The following is a 16,240-nucleotide window of genomic DNA, read 5'->3' as shown; positions in this document are numbered from 1 at the left end:
CCTACTTCTCAGTCAGGTGCTGCGTGGTGAGGTAGCCGCGCTCCATGCGGGCGACGATCACCGAACGCATGTAGGCCGCGAGTGCCCAGAGCAGGGCGAAAATGATAAAGATCGTGGCGACGGACCAGTGGACCATGAAGCCGAGAACAATGCCGATGACGTGGAGGACAATCTGCACCCCGACGATCCAGGACTTGTTCATGAAGGGGAAAGACGCCAGGAGTAGCACCATGAAGCCGATCACCACGCCGTAGTTGAACGGGGTCCACAGGGTGCCGTCGTAGAGCTTGTAGAGCATCGGCAGCGCCAGAACCAGGGTGAGCAGCTCCAGGGTAAGGGAGCTGGCCACCACCATGCCGCCGAATTGCTTGAGGGGGTCCTTGGCGGGGGCTTGGCCAAGTCCAAGCGGGCCAATCTCTTCCTCGGGAACGGGTTTGCGGGGGCTCATGCGGGCTCCTTTCCAAAGAGTGCGCGGGCGTCGCCGGCGGTGACCACTGAGCCAGTAATCACGGTGCCGGATCCGGACTGCACGTCGGCGTCCTCCGCTAATTCAACGGCCTGGGTATAGGCACTGGGTAGGTCGGGTTCGACGTACACTCGTTCTTCACCGAAGATGTCGCGCGCCAGCTCCGCTAGCTCATAGGCATCGCGGGCGCGCGGCGAGGTGTTCTGCGTGATCACGACTTCCGTGAGGACCGACTCGAGGGCAGTGAGGATGCCGGCGGCATCCTTGTCCGTGAAAATGGACACCACGCCGATGAGGCGCGCAAAATCGAAGTCGCGGTCGAGCGCTGCGGCCAACGCCTTGGCGCCGTGCGGGTTGTGGCAGGCGTCAAGGAAGGTCGTAGGGCTGGTGCGCACGCGCTCCAAGCGGCCGGGGGAAAGGGCCTTGGCAAAGCCGGTGCGCACCGAAGCAAGGTCGAGCGGATGGCCTGCCGACGCCCCGAAGAAGGCCTCCACCGCAGCCAAAGCCACGGCCGCGTTCTTGGCTTGGTGCTCGCCGTGCAGTGGCAGGAAGATGTCTTCGTACATCCCACCCAGGCCCTGGATGGTGAGCTGCTGGCCGCCCACTGCAATGCGGGATTCCAGCGCGGCGAACTCGGAGCCCGCGCGCGCTACGCCGGCGCCGACGTCGACGGTGCGCTGCAGCAGCACGCGCATGGCTTCTGGGTCTTGCTCGGCAATGATGGCGATGTTCTCCCCCGGCGTGAGCACGTCGTCGGCATCGTGCTCACGGGCCTTGATAATGCCGGCCTTCTCACCGGCGATCTCGGTGATGGTGTCACCGAGGTAGTCCGTGTGGTCGAGGCCTACCGGCATGACCACGGCCACTTCCGCGTTAACCACGTTGGTGGCATCCCACGTGCCGCCGAGGCCCACCTCGACGACGGCGACGTCGATGGGGGCATCGGCAAAGGCTGCGTAGGAAATGGCAACAAGCACTTCGAAGGTGGACATGGGAATGTCGGAGCGGGAATCCACCATCTCCACATAAGGCTTGATTTCGCGCCAGATGCGCACGAAGTCGCGCGGGTGGATGGGGTGGCCGTCGATGCCGATGCGCTCGGTCACCAGCTGTAGGTGGGGGCTGGTGACGAGGCCTACGCGGCGGTGGAAGGAGCGCAGCAGCGAATCGATCATGCGGGCGGTCGAGGACTTGCCGTTGGTTCCAGCGACCTGGATGACGTGGAAGGAACGCTCCGGATTGCCCAACAGATCCATGAGCATCTCGATGCGCTCGAGGCTGGGCTCAATGATGGTCTCTGGGGCGCGCGCGTTGAGCTCCGCGGTTACCTGAGCCAGCTCCGCGAGCTCCTCCGGCGTGGCCTGCTCGGGCGCTGCCTCCTCGTAGTCATCCTCGCCGCCGAGGTTGAGTGTTAGGCCGGAGTCGGTGATTTCGACCGGCCCGCCATCGGTGCCCTCCGCGAGGGCATCGACGACCTCAAATTCCTCGCGGTCTTTCTCCCCCGCCACTACTTGAGTCCCTTCAGACGTGCGGTGATGCGCTCGACTTCTTCCTGGGCCACCTGCTGGCGAACGCGGATCTTCTCCACGACTGCCTCCGGCGCCTTGGACAGGAAGGCCTCGTTGCCCAGCTTCTTGCCGGTCTGGTCCAGTTCCTTCTGGGCCTTGGCCAGATCCTTCTCCAGGCGCTTGCGCTCGGCTTCGACGTCGACGGCGCCGGAGGTATCCAGGGTGACCTCGACGGTGGCCTGGGACAGGCGCACCTCGATGGAAGCAGAGGCGGTGAAGTCTTCGCCCGGCTCCGTGGTGTTGGCCAAGTTGCGGATGAGCCCCTCCTGCTCCTGCAGGTCGGCCGCGGCGAAGTCGAGGCGGCCCGGGACCTTCTGGGAAGGCTTGACACCCTGATCGGAGCGGAAGCGACGCAGCTCGGTGATGAGCTTGTCGGCGTCCTGAATGCGGCGCGCGGCCACCTCATCCTTCTCCGCGCCACCGTTGGTGTGCTCCTGGGTAGGCCACTGCGCGGTGACAATGGTCTTCCCGCCAGTCAGAGCCTTCCACAGGACCTCGGTGACAAACGGCATGGTCGGGTGCAGCAGGCGCAGAACCAGGTCAAGAACGCGGCCCAGAACGATCTGGGTCGTGCGTCCGGTGGCCTGCTCCTCGGCGCTCGCCCCATCGAAGTCACGCGGGATCTGGGTCTTGGCAATCTCCAGGTACCAGTCACACAGCTCATCCCACACGAAGTGGTAGAGCAGCTCATTGGCCTTGGCGAACTGGTAGTCATCCAGGTAGGCGTCCACCTTGGCGCGGACCTCTTCGGAACGGTCGAGGATCCAACGGTCGGCGTCGGTCAGCGCGTCGCGTGCCGGCAGCTCAGCCACGCCCGCGCCGTTCATGAGCGCGAACTTGGTGGCGTTGAAGAGCTTGGTGGCGAAGTTGCGACCGGCGGCGGCAGCGTCGACAGCCAGCGGCAGGTCCACGCCCGGGTTCGCGCCGCGAGCCAGGGTGAAACGCAGTGCGTCCGCACCATAGTCGCGCACCCAATCCATCGGGTCGATGCCATTGCCCAGGGACTTCGACATCTTGCGGCCCTGCTCATCGCGCACCAGGCCGTGCAGGTAGATGTCGGTGAACGGAACCTGCGGGCGGCCATCCTTGCCCTCACCGAGCAGCTCCGGGGTGTGGGCGCCGGCGAAGGTTCCGAACATCATCATGCGGGCGACCCAGAAGAAGAGGATGTCATAGGCGGTGACCAGCACGTTCGTGGGGAAGAACTTCTCCAGATCGGCGGTCTTTTCCGGCCAGCCCATCGTGGAGAAAGGCCACAGCGCGGAGGAGAACCAGGTGTCCAGAACGTCCGGATCCTGGACGTAGCCTTCCGGTGCTTCCTCGTCGGGGCCGAGGCAGACAATATCTCGCTGGCCGTCCTCGCCCTCCGGGCCGTACCAGATTGGAATGCGGTGGCCCCACCACAGCTGGCGGGAGATGCACCAATCGTGCATGTCATCAACCCACTCGAAGTAGCGCGGCTCCAGGGACTTCGGGTGGATGGTGGTATCGCCCTCGCGGACGGCGTCGCCAGACATCTTCGCCATCTTCTCCACGGCCACGAACCACTGCAGGCTCAGGCGCGGCTCGATGGGCTCGCCGGAGCGCTCCGAGTGGCCCACGGAGTGGACGTAGGGGCGGATCTCCTTGACGATGCGGCCCTGCTCGCGCAGCGCCTCGCGGATCTCCACGCGGGCTTCCTCGCGGGTCAGGCCGTCGAACTTCGTGCCGGTGTTCGCGATGTGTCCGGTGGTGTCCATGATGGTGGGCATGTCCAGGTCGTGGCGCTGGCCCATGGCGTAGTCATTCGGATCGTGCGCCGGGGTGATCTTCACCGCGCCGGTACCGAATTCCATGTCCACGTAATCATCGGCGATGATCTTCAGGCTAAGATCATCGCGGAAGGGGTGCGGCAGCTCCTTGCCCACCAGGTGGGCGTAGCGCTCGTCCTCGGGGTGGACGGCGATGGCGACGTCGCCCAGCATGGTTTCCACACGGGTGGTGGCCACGATGAGGTGCGGTTCATCGTCGTTCAGCGAGCCATAGCGAATGGACACGAGCTCGCCCTCGACGTCCTTGTACACGACCTCAATATCAGAGACGGCGGTCTCCAGCACTGGGGACCAGTTGACCAGGCGGTTGGCCTGGTAGATCAGGCCCTCGTCGTAGAGGGTCTTGAAGATGGTCTGCACGGCGCGGGAGAGGCCATCGTCCAGCGTGAAGCGCTCGCGGGACCAGTCCACGGAGTCGCCGATGGCGCGCATCTGGTTCTGGATGGTGCCGCCGAACTCTTCCTTCCACTCCCAGACCTTGTTGATGAATTCTTCGCGCTCATAGTCCCAGCGCTTCTTGCCTTCCTGCTCGCGCAGGCGGGCCTCCACCTTGGTCTGGGTAGCGATACCGGCGTGGTCAGCACCCGGCAGCCACAAGGTGGCATAGCCCTGCATGCGCTTGCGGCGAATGATGGAGTCGATCAGAGTGTGGTCCAGGGCGTGGCCCATGTGCAGCTGGCCGGTGACGTTCGGCGGCGGCAGCACGATGGAATAGGGCTCCGCCTCCGAGGACGCGTCCGGGGTGAAGTAACCGGCGCTTACCCAGCCTTCGTAGAGGTCCTTCTCTACTGCCTGCGGCTCCCAGGACTTGGGAAGCTGGTCCGCGCGGTTGGTGCCAACGAGTTGCTCTTTATTCTGATCAGTCACCTGGCCAACTCTACCCTGTGCGTCAACTGGCACCAGCGGCCTGTCTAGAGTAAGAGCATGTCTCACAATCCTAGCCGCCGCGCCCGTCTCCGCACCCGCCATTTCGCCCGCGCCAAAGAGAACTCTCAGGCCTTCGCGTGCCTGACGAGCTATGACTGCATGACCGCCGAAATCTTCGACGAAGCCGAGGTCGATCTCCTGCTCGTCGGCGATTCCCTGGCCAATGTGGTGTTGGGCCGCGAAACCACGCTCTCGCTCACGCTCGATGAGATCATTCCGCTGGCTCGCGCCGTGGTCTCAGCCACCTCCCGCGCCTTCGTGGTGGTGGATCTGCCCTTTGGTTCCTATGAGGCCGGCCCCACCCAGGCCCTGGAGTCTGCTGTGCGCGTCATGAAGGAAACCGGCGCGCAGGCCGTGAAGCTGGAGGGTGGTGCGGAGCGCGCACCGATTGTTGCCGCGCTTGTCGCCGCCGGCATCCCGGTCTGCGCCCACATCGGCTTTACGCCCCAGCAGGTCCACGCCTTGGGCGGCTTCGTGGTCCAGGGGCGCGGTGCCGGTGCGGAGAAGCTTCACGACGACGCCCGCGCCCTCGCCGAGGCCGGCGCCTTCGCCGTGGTGCTGGAGATGGTCCCGGCTGCCCTTGCTGAGCAGGTCACCAAGGAGCTGCCCATTCCCACCATCGGCATCGGCGCGGGTGCGCAGACCGATGGCCAGATTCTGGTGTGGACCGATGCCTTCGGCCTGGGCGGGCCCAAGGCCCCGCGCTTCGTGCGCCGCTACGCAGACCTGCGCGGTGCGCTACTGGAAGGTGCGAAGGAATACGTAGCGGATGTGAGCGAACGCTCCTTCCCCAACGCCGAGGAGTCCTTCGAGGACTAAGGTTTTGGCCATGCAGATCCTCACAACTAAATCTGAACTCCGCGCCTTCCGCGCCGCAGCCTCCGGCACCGTGGGCTTGGTGCCCACGATGGGCGCGCTTCACGACGGCCACGCGTCCCTCCTCCGCCGCGCCCGCGAAGAGAACGACACCGTGGTGTGCTCGGTCTTCGTCAACCCCCTCCAATTCACCGACCTGGGCGACTGCGAAGACTACCGCGCCTACCCGCGCGATCTGGATGCGGATGCCGCGCTGCTGGACTCGCTGGGTGTTGATGCTGTCTTCGCCCCCAGCGTGGAGGAGATGTACCCGGATGGCACCCCGCGGGTGTGGGTGCGCACCGGCGAGATGGGCTCGGTTTTGGAAGGTGCCTCGCGGCCCGGCCACTTTGACGGCGTGGCCACCGTGGTGAGCAAGCTGTTCAACCTCGTGCGCCCCGACCATGCCTACTTTGGGCAGAAGGATGCCCAGCAGGTGGCCGTTATCCGGCGCTTGGTGGCGGACCTCGACCTGCCGCTGGAGATCATCAGCGCGCCCATCGTGCGCGCAGCGGACGGCGTGGCAGTCCGCCTTGCTGCCGCCGAGCGCGAGCAGCGTGGCGCTGCCGCGGCGCTTTCCTGCGGACGTGCTTCTCACGAGGCTGAAGCCCAGCCGCCTCCTCGGCGTCGGTGGACTACCTCACCGTGGTGGACCCGGCCACGCTGGAGCCCATTGATGCGCAACACCGGCCCGCCCTGGCGCTGGTGGCGGCGCAGGTGGCGTGCGGCTCATCGATACTTAGTGCTTGCGCCTCGAGGTTAGCTCCGGCCTCGCTCTCACGCAGCTCCTGCACGGAGGCCTCGATGCGCTCCTTCTGGAAATCGTTGAGCTCGAGACCCTGAACGATTTCCCACTTGCCGTCGCGGGCGACGGTGGGGAAACCTGCAACGAGGCCCTCGTCCACGCCATAGGAGCCATCGGAGACGACGGCTGCGGTGCGCCAATCCTCAGTGCCGTGGATCCAGTCGTGCATGTGATCCACCGCCGCAGACGCTGCGGAAGCGGCTGAGGACTTACCGCGCACAGCAATGATCTCGGCGCCGCGCTTAGCCACCTTCGGAATCATTTCTTCCTTGTACCAGGTCTCATCAACCTCCGCGTTGGAGAAGGTCAGGTCCGGGAACTGGGATGCAGAGTGGTTGCCCCAGACGGCAACCTTGGTCAGCTCCGCGGTGGGCATGCCCGTCTTGAGGGAGACCTGGCTCTGGGTGCGGTTGTGGTCCAGGCGCATGAGCGCGGTGAACTGGCTCGGGTCCAGGTCCGGTGCACTGTTGGCAGCGATATAAGCGTTAGTGTTGGCCGGGTTACCCACGACGAGGACGCGGACGTCGCGCGCGGCGACGTCGTTCAGCGCCTTGCCCTGCACGGTAAAGATGGCACCGTTAGCCTCCAGCAGGTCTGCGCGCTCCATGCCCTTGGTGCGCGGGCGGGAGCCCACGAGGAAAGCGGCCTTGGTGTCCTTGAAGGCCACATTCGGATCATCGGTCACGGTGATGCCGCGTACCAGCGGGAATGCGGAATCATGAAGCTCCATCGCCACGCCCTCAGCTGCGCCAATGGCGTCCGGGATTTCCAGCAAAGCCAGCTCCACCGGGGTGTCCTTGCCATAGACATCGCCCGCAGCGATGCGCCACAGCAGAGAGTAAGCGATATTTCCGGCGGCGCCGGTCACGGTAATCTTGACGGGTTGGGAAGCAGTCATGTGTGAATCCTTTCGGCTCGGTACTCACCTTCCCAGCCTAGTCCCGTTTTTCGCCCCCATGGGGTGTAATTTTACCCCCGAAAGATGCGAGTTCTTTGTACTTGAGCTCCATGGCCGTCTTTTTTCGGCATAGTGGACAACTGTACGCATTTCCATCGACTAGACGGGACTTTCCATGAGCGCTGAGACTTCATCGGTCGACTCCGGCTCTGTTGAGCACGTGATCGATGTTGCGATATCGGAGTTTTCTGAGCATGGTTATGCCGAAACCAAGCTCGAGAACGTATCGAAGCTGTCTGGGATGTCCAAACGCATGATCCACTACTACTTCGGGGATAAAAAGGGGCTCTACCAGCAAGCGTTAGCAGCGGCGGCGCGGCGCCTCAACCCGCCGGAGGGCAGCCTCAAGATCAATTCTGCTGTCCCGGTAGAGGGCGTGCGCACCATGGTGGATTGGCTGTTCCGCCAGCATGTGAACAACCCCGAAGCCATCCGGATGCTGACGATGGAATCCTCCCACAGTGTGCTCGAGACCTCGCAGGCGCTTGTCGACGTTTCCGAGATCTCCCTCCACCTAGACAAGCTCCTCATGCTGGGCCAAGATTCCGGCGCCTTCCGCCCGGGCATTTCTGCCAACGATATTTTCACGCTGATTTCGGCGCTGACGATGTACCGCGTGACCAATCATGCGATGATGAGCAATCTGCTCGACATCGACATGCATACCCACAACAACACCGAGGGCCTACACCGTATGGCCGTCGATGCCGTGCTGGCCTTCCTCACGGCGAACATCCCCGACATTGGCTTTGAGTCTTACCTCACCCAGAACGAAACTGAGCTTGATGCCGAGTCTGCGCCCTTGGATGTCTACTCCACTGAGGACGACGGCGACGTGCCCACGGGTCTCTACGAATAGCTCATCACCCCCATATGGCGCCAGCGGCCCATAGTCCCCGCCCTACCCGCTCAGCATGCACGCAAAGACCCATCCCGGCGCCGTTTTGGTGTGGAGATGGGTCCTGGCCCCCGGAAAGTAGACACGTCGGGGGTCAGACCCGTGACCCGCTGAACTCGTCGTGGCCAACCTCACCTCACTACGCACTCTGAAACCGGAAGAGCCGCTTAATGGCCACCAGTGTGTGTTAACCTTGACGAGCTCACTGAAAAGTTTGTGGGCTTCGTCGACGCAATCAAACACGTCCGTGCCGTTTCGCAGCCAGCAGTCAAGCCGCCGGGATCTCTTTGAAGAACACGAACAGCATCTGCTTACGGATCTGCCGACAACCCCGTGGCAACACACCGAATGGAAACGGGCAAAAGTGGCCCCGGATTTCCACATCACGGTTGCAACAGTGGGCTACTCCGTTCCGCGCCAGCTTGTTGGCCGCACTGTCGATGTGCGTATCACCGGCCAGCTGTTGACCCTCTTTGACCGGGCAACCGTGTCAACCCACCGGGTTTCGCATAAGCGTGGGGCCTATGTCACTGGCTACGAGCACATTCCATCTGGAATGGACTCCAATCGTGGACTGTGGACAAGCGACTACTTATATCGCGAAGCCAGCAAAGTTGGTCCGGTAACACGCAAAGTCATCGGAAGAAGTGAGTGTCTGATGCAGCGGCTGAATGAAGAAGTGGTTGCATTCTCTAGCCACTTGCAGACGACCAGCCGAAGAGAAACATGCTTCACTTAGTTCCTCGAACGGTGGTCAGCGATGTACTTGTGGTGAAGGTACTTCCAAAGGGAGTAGAAGAGCCCGAACAGGATGAAAGATAAATAGAGTGCCCCGGCTAATAATAGCGAGACCATCATTGACAGCCCGGCGATTGCAAATTTTATCGACGAACCAAGAACTATCACATGAATGATCGAGCTGACCAGTGCGAATATAGCTGCAATCCCAAGGCTGACACACATAAACAGAAATGGTAAACCTGCGAATCTGACAAGATAGATCACCGAGACAGGAAACCCAATTTTATTAAGTCGGTCAGTTGTAATCGTGACCTGATCTACAGCCATTAGAAATGATGTGACCGACAATATTCCTACAAAGAACAGGGGCAAACCAAGCATTACAAGAAAATCCCAATTCTGGATTCCCCCACCCACTTGATTTAATGCGTCAGCCTCTGTGTGTGAAACTGAAAGGACAATAGCTGGAATGCCCAGCACGTAGGACAACGGCAAGACGATAGACTTCGTCATATTATGAAGCTCTGCAGAGAATGCGCCCAGTACAGCTATCCCGGGAGTGACACCAGCCAATCGGGTAGTACCTTTCTCTATCGCTCTGACGATGTGCAGAATAAAGCGACTACATAGCCAAAACAAGGCAGATACCATAGCTAGAATGACAAAAAGTCCTGCTTGAGCACCAGCCTGGACCGCTATTACAAGAAAGACGACGGGCAGTGCAGCGGCCAAGTCTCCCCACCGCAGCCTATTGAGCCCGTCAATTGAAACACGTACAGGCTTCGCTCCCGATGCCTGAGTCTTCTGCTTCAAAGCGTAACCAATGAACGTGATAATGCCGACAATGAAAACGCTAACAGTGATTATGAGCGTAGCCATCAAAATTGAATTCAGCGATATCGGCTCAAAAAACTGACCAGGGTACAACAAATCGTCAGAGTCCCGACGGGAAATCAGCATCACTAACCGCTGAAAGAGTACAGCTACAGGATAAGAAAGTAAGATAGCCAAGACTTCGATGAATAGGAGCTGTGCGATGAGCATGACAAGGTACCGTCGAGCCGGCCATCCCACAATTTGTAGACAACCGATGAAATAGTCAAGTTTGGTAAACGCTCTATTCACTATCTGCGGAATGCAGAAAATCGAGGCAATCGTCCAAGAGATAGCAACATTTGTCGCTACATTCACCGTGACAGCCTCACCCACTGCTGTACCTTCAGTCGCGGCTCGGGTATTAAGAACAGCTGCAAGTACGCCGATTGAAAAACCGATAGCTACCGCAGCTGCAACGTTGGGACCTAACGACGCTCGAAAATACGATTTTGTAACTTTAAGCGAGATTGCTTGATCGCGATTGGGATTATCCATTGATTGTCCCGCCGTCCAAACGAACAATACGATCACATAGCTTTGCAATGACCGGATCATGGGTAACGATTAGACCGTGTCCCCCCTGTGAACCGCACCAGTTTTTGATTTCACCAAAAGCCCGATGTGCGTTCTTTTCGTCCAAGCTCCCTGTCGGCTCATCGGCGAATAACAACTTTGGGCCACTAGCCAAGGCCCGCGCGATTGCTGCCCGCTGTGCTTGTCCACCTGAGACTTCTTCAGGCAGAGAGTTCCTTTCTGTTCCAATAGCCAAGCTGTCTAAAACTGTTTTGGGGGAGATCCCCTTCGGCTTACCCGACAAGGCCCAAGACAACTCCGCGTTCTCAAGCAGGTTTAATCCCGGAATCAATAGGTGGTCTTGGAAAACTATTGATACAGAATCCCTTAGATGTTTGCGCACCTTTCGTTTTGGCAGGCCCGATATCTGGATTCCATCAAGCACGCTCTTACCTTCGGATAACCGCCCAATACCAGCGAGTCCATTAAGCAGAGTGGTCTTGCCTGACCCAGACGGCCCCATGAGGGCTACCACTTCGCCATTCGCAATCGAGAAGTTCACATTCCGGAATAGCCAATCCTTCCTGTTCTGCACCGTGAATTGAAATCCAGCGTCAATAACCTCAAACATCTACCGGTCCTTCACTGTAGGAAGAAAATTTATCAAGAATGCCATGCCAATGATTCTCTTTAACCGATCAACATCCCATGGCGTATTGGCATGTCCCCCGGAAACATGTAGTTGGATAAGGTCTTCGCGCAGATTCAAGCCGAAGCGGAGCTGGTCCCTGTTACTAATACGTGAATCGTACATAGATGAAAATGACAAGATTGGTAGGTCTTTTTGAGCGACTTCGAAGCCTTTTCTGAGCAAACGTCGGGAAGAGAATGGCAACCTTTGTAAAATATGTTGATTATCAAGGTCTGACAAATATGAGGAACCCTTTGCTGAGATGCATCGATCAAATATCAGGCCCGAATAGGCGGTTCGCTCCTTAGCGATCGACAGAGTAAGGGGCACCGAACCAGCAGAGACGGTGCTAGCAACCACCCGACCTTTGGTCGCAAAATGTTTTGAAATGCAGCTCAAATCATCGGCATAGTCTGCGAGACAGTCTCGTGGCTGAGGCAAAAGCAGCTCCCGAACCCTAAGTAGATTCGAGCCTTCAAACGTAGTTGTGGCGTCTGCAACTCGTTGGCCATAAACCCCATACGAGTGCACTAAGTACGTGTCACAATCATTGTTGACAGAATCTGCTGTGGAAATCTCAACATCACAGATGCTAGATGAGTGTGCTAAATCAAAGACTGGCCAAGAAAGTGATGACCTCCAATACTGTTGGATGTCGCACGATAGCCGTTGAAGAAAGTCGGAGGACACCTCATCTGTAGCCCTGATAGATTGTTGCAATAGCGATTGAGCATCAGTCGCGGAGAAATTTTCTGAAATGTAATGAATTGAAGCTCCAGATTCCAATACTTCCGGTGGGAGTTTTCTAAATGGCCAGGTTTCAGAAATTACGCGATACTCTGCGTTTGCATCCGGAGAGCAAAATTCCCACTCAAGTTCGCCATGCACAAACCTGCACCGCAAAGACTCAATATGTCCCGACCTCCAAACTTTTATAAAGATTTCAGGCTTGTTACGATCCACTAGGAGTACTGGCTCCGCTACAGGGAGAGTCTCGGCTCGAGTTGGAGCATCTGCAAACAACACACGCAAGTACCATCTTTCGTGGCCAGTTGGATCATAGATGCACAGAAGGACTCTGAACTCAACGAGCTCAATTATGTTCGTGACTGCACAAAATGAATCTAGGACTGCAATATCAGGCGAGCCCGAAGTATGAGTGGCTGCATGAAAGCTTCCTGTCTTTTGATCATAATTCAAAATCATCGAGCGCCTCCATTGAAACAATCCTGAGAAGTCCAGGCAAAAGTATGAACCCTCCTGCACCTTCTGATACATCAAAAGCATAGCGAAGGGAAGAATCGTCTAAGAAAAGGTCTCCCGCGCTATCCATCGGTAGTAATCTGCGCACCCGCCTGTAGAGGGCAGGTACTGAATATGGACGATCCAGGTAGCTGCTAATTCCAGCGGTTCCCACTATGAGCCCCATCATCCCGTTCGCGAGGCCACTACAAATGCTGAATTCAGTGTCCACAGCGTTCAGCAGACGTTCTGCCTCTGGGCGCAGCCAATCGCCGCCTAGAGTCTTCTTTATCATTGGCAAGAGTAGACCGAATCCGGCGCTCCCTGTGCTGAGGTACGGAAGTAGGCGGTTACCCTGGACGGCGAATAGAGCTCCTTCACTATTGGAGTCGTAGTTCGTCAATTCCTGTTCAACTAAGTAGGTAATGGCTTCTTTTGCTAGTGCAACATCGGATTCATGCATTTCTTCCAACCAGAGAGACAAAATCCATGCCAATCCCAGAGGCCCATACAGCAGGCCTGTACGCTGGTCGTTCGGCCGGTTAGAGTTCTCATGCAAGGGCTTTTCGAAGTGTAAACTCCGTGCTTGCTTTGCAATACGAAGAATCCACTTACGTACTACTCCTTGGTATGCACAAACTTGGCTCGAGAATCGTGCAATCAACAGGAGCTGCAGTACTTCGGATCGTGAGATGCTTGCAGCTGGGGCCTCGATGGACTGGTACTGCTCTTCCAGTCGGTCTATGATGTCAGGAAGCCCAACACCGTAGGATGATTGACTGTGCTGCAAAAAATTAGGTACGACTCGAGCTAAATCCCAGTCGGCTTGTAGAGCTGTCTTGAGATACGCAAATTCCAGGCAATACCCTGCGCCATTTTCAAGGCGATCAGGTGAGACTGAGATGCTGCCAGTTTCGCGGATGCAAAGCTCGGCATCATGACTGATCTTCTGCCTCATTGTTCTTGCTGTAATCGTAGGTTTTTTTGAGTCCGAGAAGGAAGGGTCTAGTAGGGGGTTTCTCAGACGACCATCAACAGCGGCGAGCTTCCTTAGCTGTTTCAACAGCGTGGATACTCTGTGATCATTCAGCATACTTTCATAGGGGTCATCCCATCTGCGATCCCAGCCGGCCTCGTTGAATTGATTTACTCGTGTATTCCCGAAGGTCAGTTCCTGAATAATTTGTCTAAAGGCGAACCAGTCGGATTCTTCCGCATCGTTTACGTTGAAATTGGCGTAGCCTTGTGCTTTAGAGCTTCCGGGAACGTCGTCCGAAGAATTTGTAGCCTCCTCAAAGTCTACGAAATACACTTCTTCGCCATCAGTTAGAACATTACGACCGTGGAGGTCGCGATGGTATACCTCACTGTAATGTAACAGCTTTATGCGCTTTTCCAGCCGAGTTGCAACTTTCAGCACTTCGCGAAGATAAGGAACCCAATCGTCGCCATTTCTCGCATATAGTGGAAATTTCGCTTTCTTAAACTGATGAAGATCTAGGCATTCTAAATCTTCTGTTATTAGCGCGACATCAGTGGCTAACTCGGTTAAAGCAAGAACTCTTGGAGTCGCACCAGAGCTTATAAGTCTGCTTAGTTGTGTGTGCTCGTTCTTGACTCGAAAGGCTCCGTCGTTCAAGTCTTGATCAAAACCTGCAAATTTCCGGCCAAGCTTCAAGAACGCTTTCTTTCCATCAAAAGTGCAGCGGTATATTCCGCCGGCGTTCGACTGCTTTACGAGAGTGACATTTGAAACATCGAGAGTCCTCCCGCTTTGCAGACGGGCAACAGCCTCATGCACGATCTTTAAGTCTGTCTCGGGACTTTGCACTGGGTCCAAGACCTCGCGGCGGTCAGGAACGAGGTCTCCATCGTCATTCAATAAGCAGTACTCTCCGTCGGCATTGACCATTGGGACGAAAGCTCCATACCTGAAGTGGATGCAGGGAACGGGACCGGGCAGGTCGGTTAGAATTTCAGGCCCGTCAAATGGTTTAAGCCTAGAGGCAAGGGCGATTACTACTTTTTCAAAGGATGCTTTGTCGGGGTAAATAGTTATCAGCTTCCCTGCCGATGTGCGATTAGCATTTTTACTGTTTGCAAGAAAGTATGAGTCCCGTGTATTGACTATCTTGAAGTGCAACCGATACTCATCAATAACCGCTAATGTTTGAGTTACGACTTCATCAAGGTCGGTCGGACTTGATGAGATATGTATCTTCCAGCCTTGAGGGGAAATATCGGAACCGATTAGCCGATAGCTGGTCCAATATTCGCCCCGTCGGAGTACATAACCATCGAGCTCTCCCGTCAAGAAATCCTCTGTGGTGTCCTCCAGAGTTGGGAGTGCGTAAAATCTTCGCGAGCGAAGGAGAGCTCCTTCGAAGTTAAACATTTTCCTCAAGCTCCAATACGTTAGCCGGCAGCATAAATTCAACGAAGTCGGAGTTGTGCGTGGACAGTATTACCCTCGCACCATTGTTGACGTGGTTGCGTAGTAGCTTTGCGAGATCTCGTTGATCGTCCGTGCCAAGAGAAGAAGTTGGTTCATCCAGGATTAGCGTTTCTTTGTTAGATGAGAGCGCAGCAGCAATAGCCACTCTTTGTCTCTCGCCTCCGGACATGCGGGCGATAGTGGTCGTCAACGTGCAATCGGGCATTCGCAGACAACTCAAGTTGTTCATGAATCGCTCGGAGTCTGGTCCACTTCCATATAGCTGTAAGGTATCTTCAAGAGTATGTGGAAGTAGCTTCGGTTCTTGACTTACAAAGGCAGTGTCGGTGGGCCCGACCGTGGCTGCAACGTCGTGCAGGAGCGTAGTCTTACCGATGCCGCTAGGACCCAAAATTATGGTGATGCCAGTTGAATCCAGCAGCTTTTGCTGGTTTCTATCCAGGACTTTTAAGACTCGTTCCGGCAGGGCCTTTCGAGGATTCTCAATATCATTTAGAGTGGAAATTTCACGCCACGCAGTGTGTGCCTTTGCCCGTTGGCTGGCCAAAGATAAAGCCCGAAGCAGTGGTGCCATTAATATGAACATGTACATTAGAAACTCGATGAGTTCCGAAGGATCCATGGCTCCTACCCGCACTCGCCATGACGCTACGCCCAAAGTTGTGACGGCCAGGATGGGTACTATAGAACCATTAAATGGTGCAAACTGAGCTTGTATAGTGGCTGACCGGTAGGTTGCTTGCTGTAAATTATCAAAACTGTTTGTTACGATTTTTTTTAGGTGTTCAAGACGCCCATTCAGTGTTGCTACCTTGGCGACCGAGAAGTATGTCAATAGGGTGTCGCTTAGTTCATCTCGAGAGCGGAGGTTTGCCTGTTCCGCCCGAGCCATGCGTTTTAGAAATGGCACACTCAATGCTGAAAGGGAAACTCCCATCGCTAGCACTAAGAGCGTCAATATTGTATCAATACGCAAAAGGGCTATGAAGGCGAAAATGAACATTCCCGCCCCAGGAAGTATCTTGCTTAGCAGTCCTACGATGTAGTGTGCAACTGTATCAGTATCGCCAACGACAACTTGTAGTCCTCTCCCGTGGTTCAGCTCAAACTGGTTTGCGTCGACCGTTGAGATTAGGTCTTTTTGAAGAGATCCTCTTATTTTGGCAATCAAGCGCCCTTCTTGTCGAATCAATAGCGCATTGAAAGTGGTTGCAAGAACTACTACCAGTAATAGGGCTAGTGCTTGCTCTTCGAGACTCTCCCCAACGTTGTTAGAGCCGTCAATTAGCTTCGCTAGTAGGGCGGGCTGTACTATAGAGAATCCTGCGAAGGCGCTTGAAAACGCAAGACACCAAATAATCTGGCTCGTAACTCCCCAACGGCGAAAGCGCCTGGCGATTTCCATAATCATGAGCTACCCACTAAAGTAGACTG

Annotated in this window: 11 protein-coding genes and 2 pseudogenes; 4 read left to right on the top strand and 9 right to left on the bottom strand. The window is 56.7% G+C overall.

Translation table 11 applies throughout. The features are described 5' to 3' along the window. Position 1 precedes the first annotated feature (1 nt). The 3 genes from HWX44_RS05060 to HWX44_RS05050 are packed head-to-tail and all read right to left on the bottom strand — an operon-like array spanning position 2 to position 4,712. On the bottom strand, positions 2–448 hold the full coding sequence (locus HWX44_RS05060) for a DUF4233 domain-containing protein (protein WP_102234099.1): 447 nt from the start codon (positions 446–448) through the stop codon (positions 2–4). Continuing rightward, positions 445–1,974, bottom strand: coding sequence for a bifunctional tetrahydrofolate synthase/dihydrofolate synthase (folC, locus tag HWX44_RS05055; protein ID WP_175973446.1), 1,530 nt, complete (start codon positions 1,972–1,974; stop codon positions 445–447). Before folC ends, HWX44_RS05060 begins: the two co-directional genes overlap by 4 nt. After that, a complete protein-coding gene (locus HWX44_RS05050) occupies positions 1,974–4,712 on the bottom strand; it encodes a valine--tRNA ligase (protein ID WP_175973444.1) in 2,739 nt (912 codons plus the stop codon). Before HWX44_RS05050 ends, folC begins: the two co-directional genes overlap by 1 nt. 57 nt (positions 4,713–4,769) lie before the next feature. Between HWX44_RS05050 and panB the strand changes: the two genes are divergently transcribed. Next, entirely contained in the window at positions 4,770–5,591 is an 822-nt protein-coding gene (panB, locus tag HWX44_RS05045; RefSeq protein WP_175973442.1) for a 3-methyl-2-oxobutanoate hydroxymethyltransferase, read from the top strand. A 10-nt stretch (positions 5,592–5,601) separates the two neighbouring features. Then, positions 5,602–6,470: pseudogene (gene panC, locus HWX44_RS05040) on the top strand (pantoate--beta-alanine ligase). Here the strand turns inward: panC and HWX44_RS05035 are convergent. Continuing rightward, positions 6,380–7,330: pseudogene (locus tag HWX44_RS05035) on the bottom strand (malate dehydrogenase); the annotation flags it as partial. The pseudogenes panC and HWX44_RS05035 sit on opposite strands and share 91 nt — an antisense overlap. Before the next feature lie 175 nt (positions 7,331–7,505). Here HWX44_RS05035 and HWX44_RS05030 point away from each other — a divergent pair. Together HWX44_RS05030 and HWX44_RS05025 are read left to right on the top strand one after the other, a co-directional pair. Next, the gene (locus HWX44_RS05030; protein ID WP_175973440.1) at positions 7,506–8,249 is read left to right on the top strand and encodes a TetR/AcrR family transcriptional regulator; all 744 of its coding nucleotides are present in this window, start codon (positions 7,506–7,508) and stop codon (positions 8,247–8,249) included. A 160-nt stretch (positions 8,250–8,409) separates the two neighbouring features. Then, on the top strand, positions 8,410–9,027 hold the full coding sequence (locus HWX44_RS05025; RefSeq protein ID WP_254868110.1) for a Mu transposase domain-containing protein: 618 nt from the start codon (positions 8,410–8,412) through the stop codon (positions 9,025–9,027). Here HWX44_RS05025 and HWX44_RS05020 read toward each other — a convergent pair. From HWX44_RS05020 to HWX44_RS05000, 5 genes are read right to left on the bottom strand one after another with little or no spacing between them, the layout of a single operon-like run. After that, on the bottom strand, positions 9,024–10,460 hold the full coding sequence (locus tag HWX44_RS05020; RefSeq protein WP_175973438.1) for a hypothetical protein: 1,437 nt from the start codon (positions 10,458–10,460) through the stop codon (positions 9,024–9,026). The genes HWX44_RS05025 and HWX44_RS05020 overlap by 4 nt on opposite strands. After that, positions 10,393–11,049, bottom strand: a complete 657-nt coding sequence (locus HWX44_RS05015; RefSeq protein WP_049157198.1) for an ABC transporter ATP-binding protein — start codon at positions 11,047–11,049, stop codon at positions 10,393–10,395. Before HWX44_RS05015 ends, HWX44_RS05020 begins: the two co-directional genes overlap by 68 nt. Continuing rightward, positions 11,050–12,315 (bottom strand): hypothetical protein, encoded by a 1,266-nt coding sequence (locus HWX44_RS05010; protein ID WP_141745876.1) that lies wholly within the window; start codon positions 12,313–12,315, stop codon positions 11,050–11,052. Beyond that, positions 12,299–14,746, bottom strand: a complete 2,448-nt coding sequence (locus HWX44_RS05005; protein WP_175973437.1) for a class III lanthionine synthetase LanKC N-terminal domain-containing protein — start codon at positions 14,744–14,746, stop codon at positions 12,299–12,301. The genes HWX44_RS05010 and HWX44_RS05005 overlap by 17 nt, the downstream gene beginning before the upstream one ends. After that, entirely contained in the window at positions 14,739–16,217 is a 1,479-nt protein-coding gene (locus tag HWX44_RS05000) for an ABC transporter ATP-binding protein (RefSeq protein WP_049157201.1), read from the bottom strand. Before HWX44_RS05000 ends, HWX44_RS05005 begins: the two co-directional genes overlap by 8 nt. Between the last annotated feature and the right edge of the window lie 23 nt (positions 16,218–16,240).

The organism is Corynebacterium sp. Marseille-Q2823 (genome assembly GCF_903645345.1).
In the GTDB taxonomy this organism is placed as follows: Bacteria; Actinomycetota; Actinomycetes; order Mycobacteriales; family Mycobacteriaceae; genus Corynebacterium; species Corynebacterium hiratae.
This window is presented reverse-complemented; position numbering and strand designations above follow the sequence as displayed.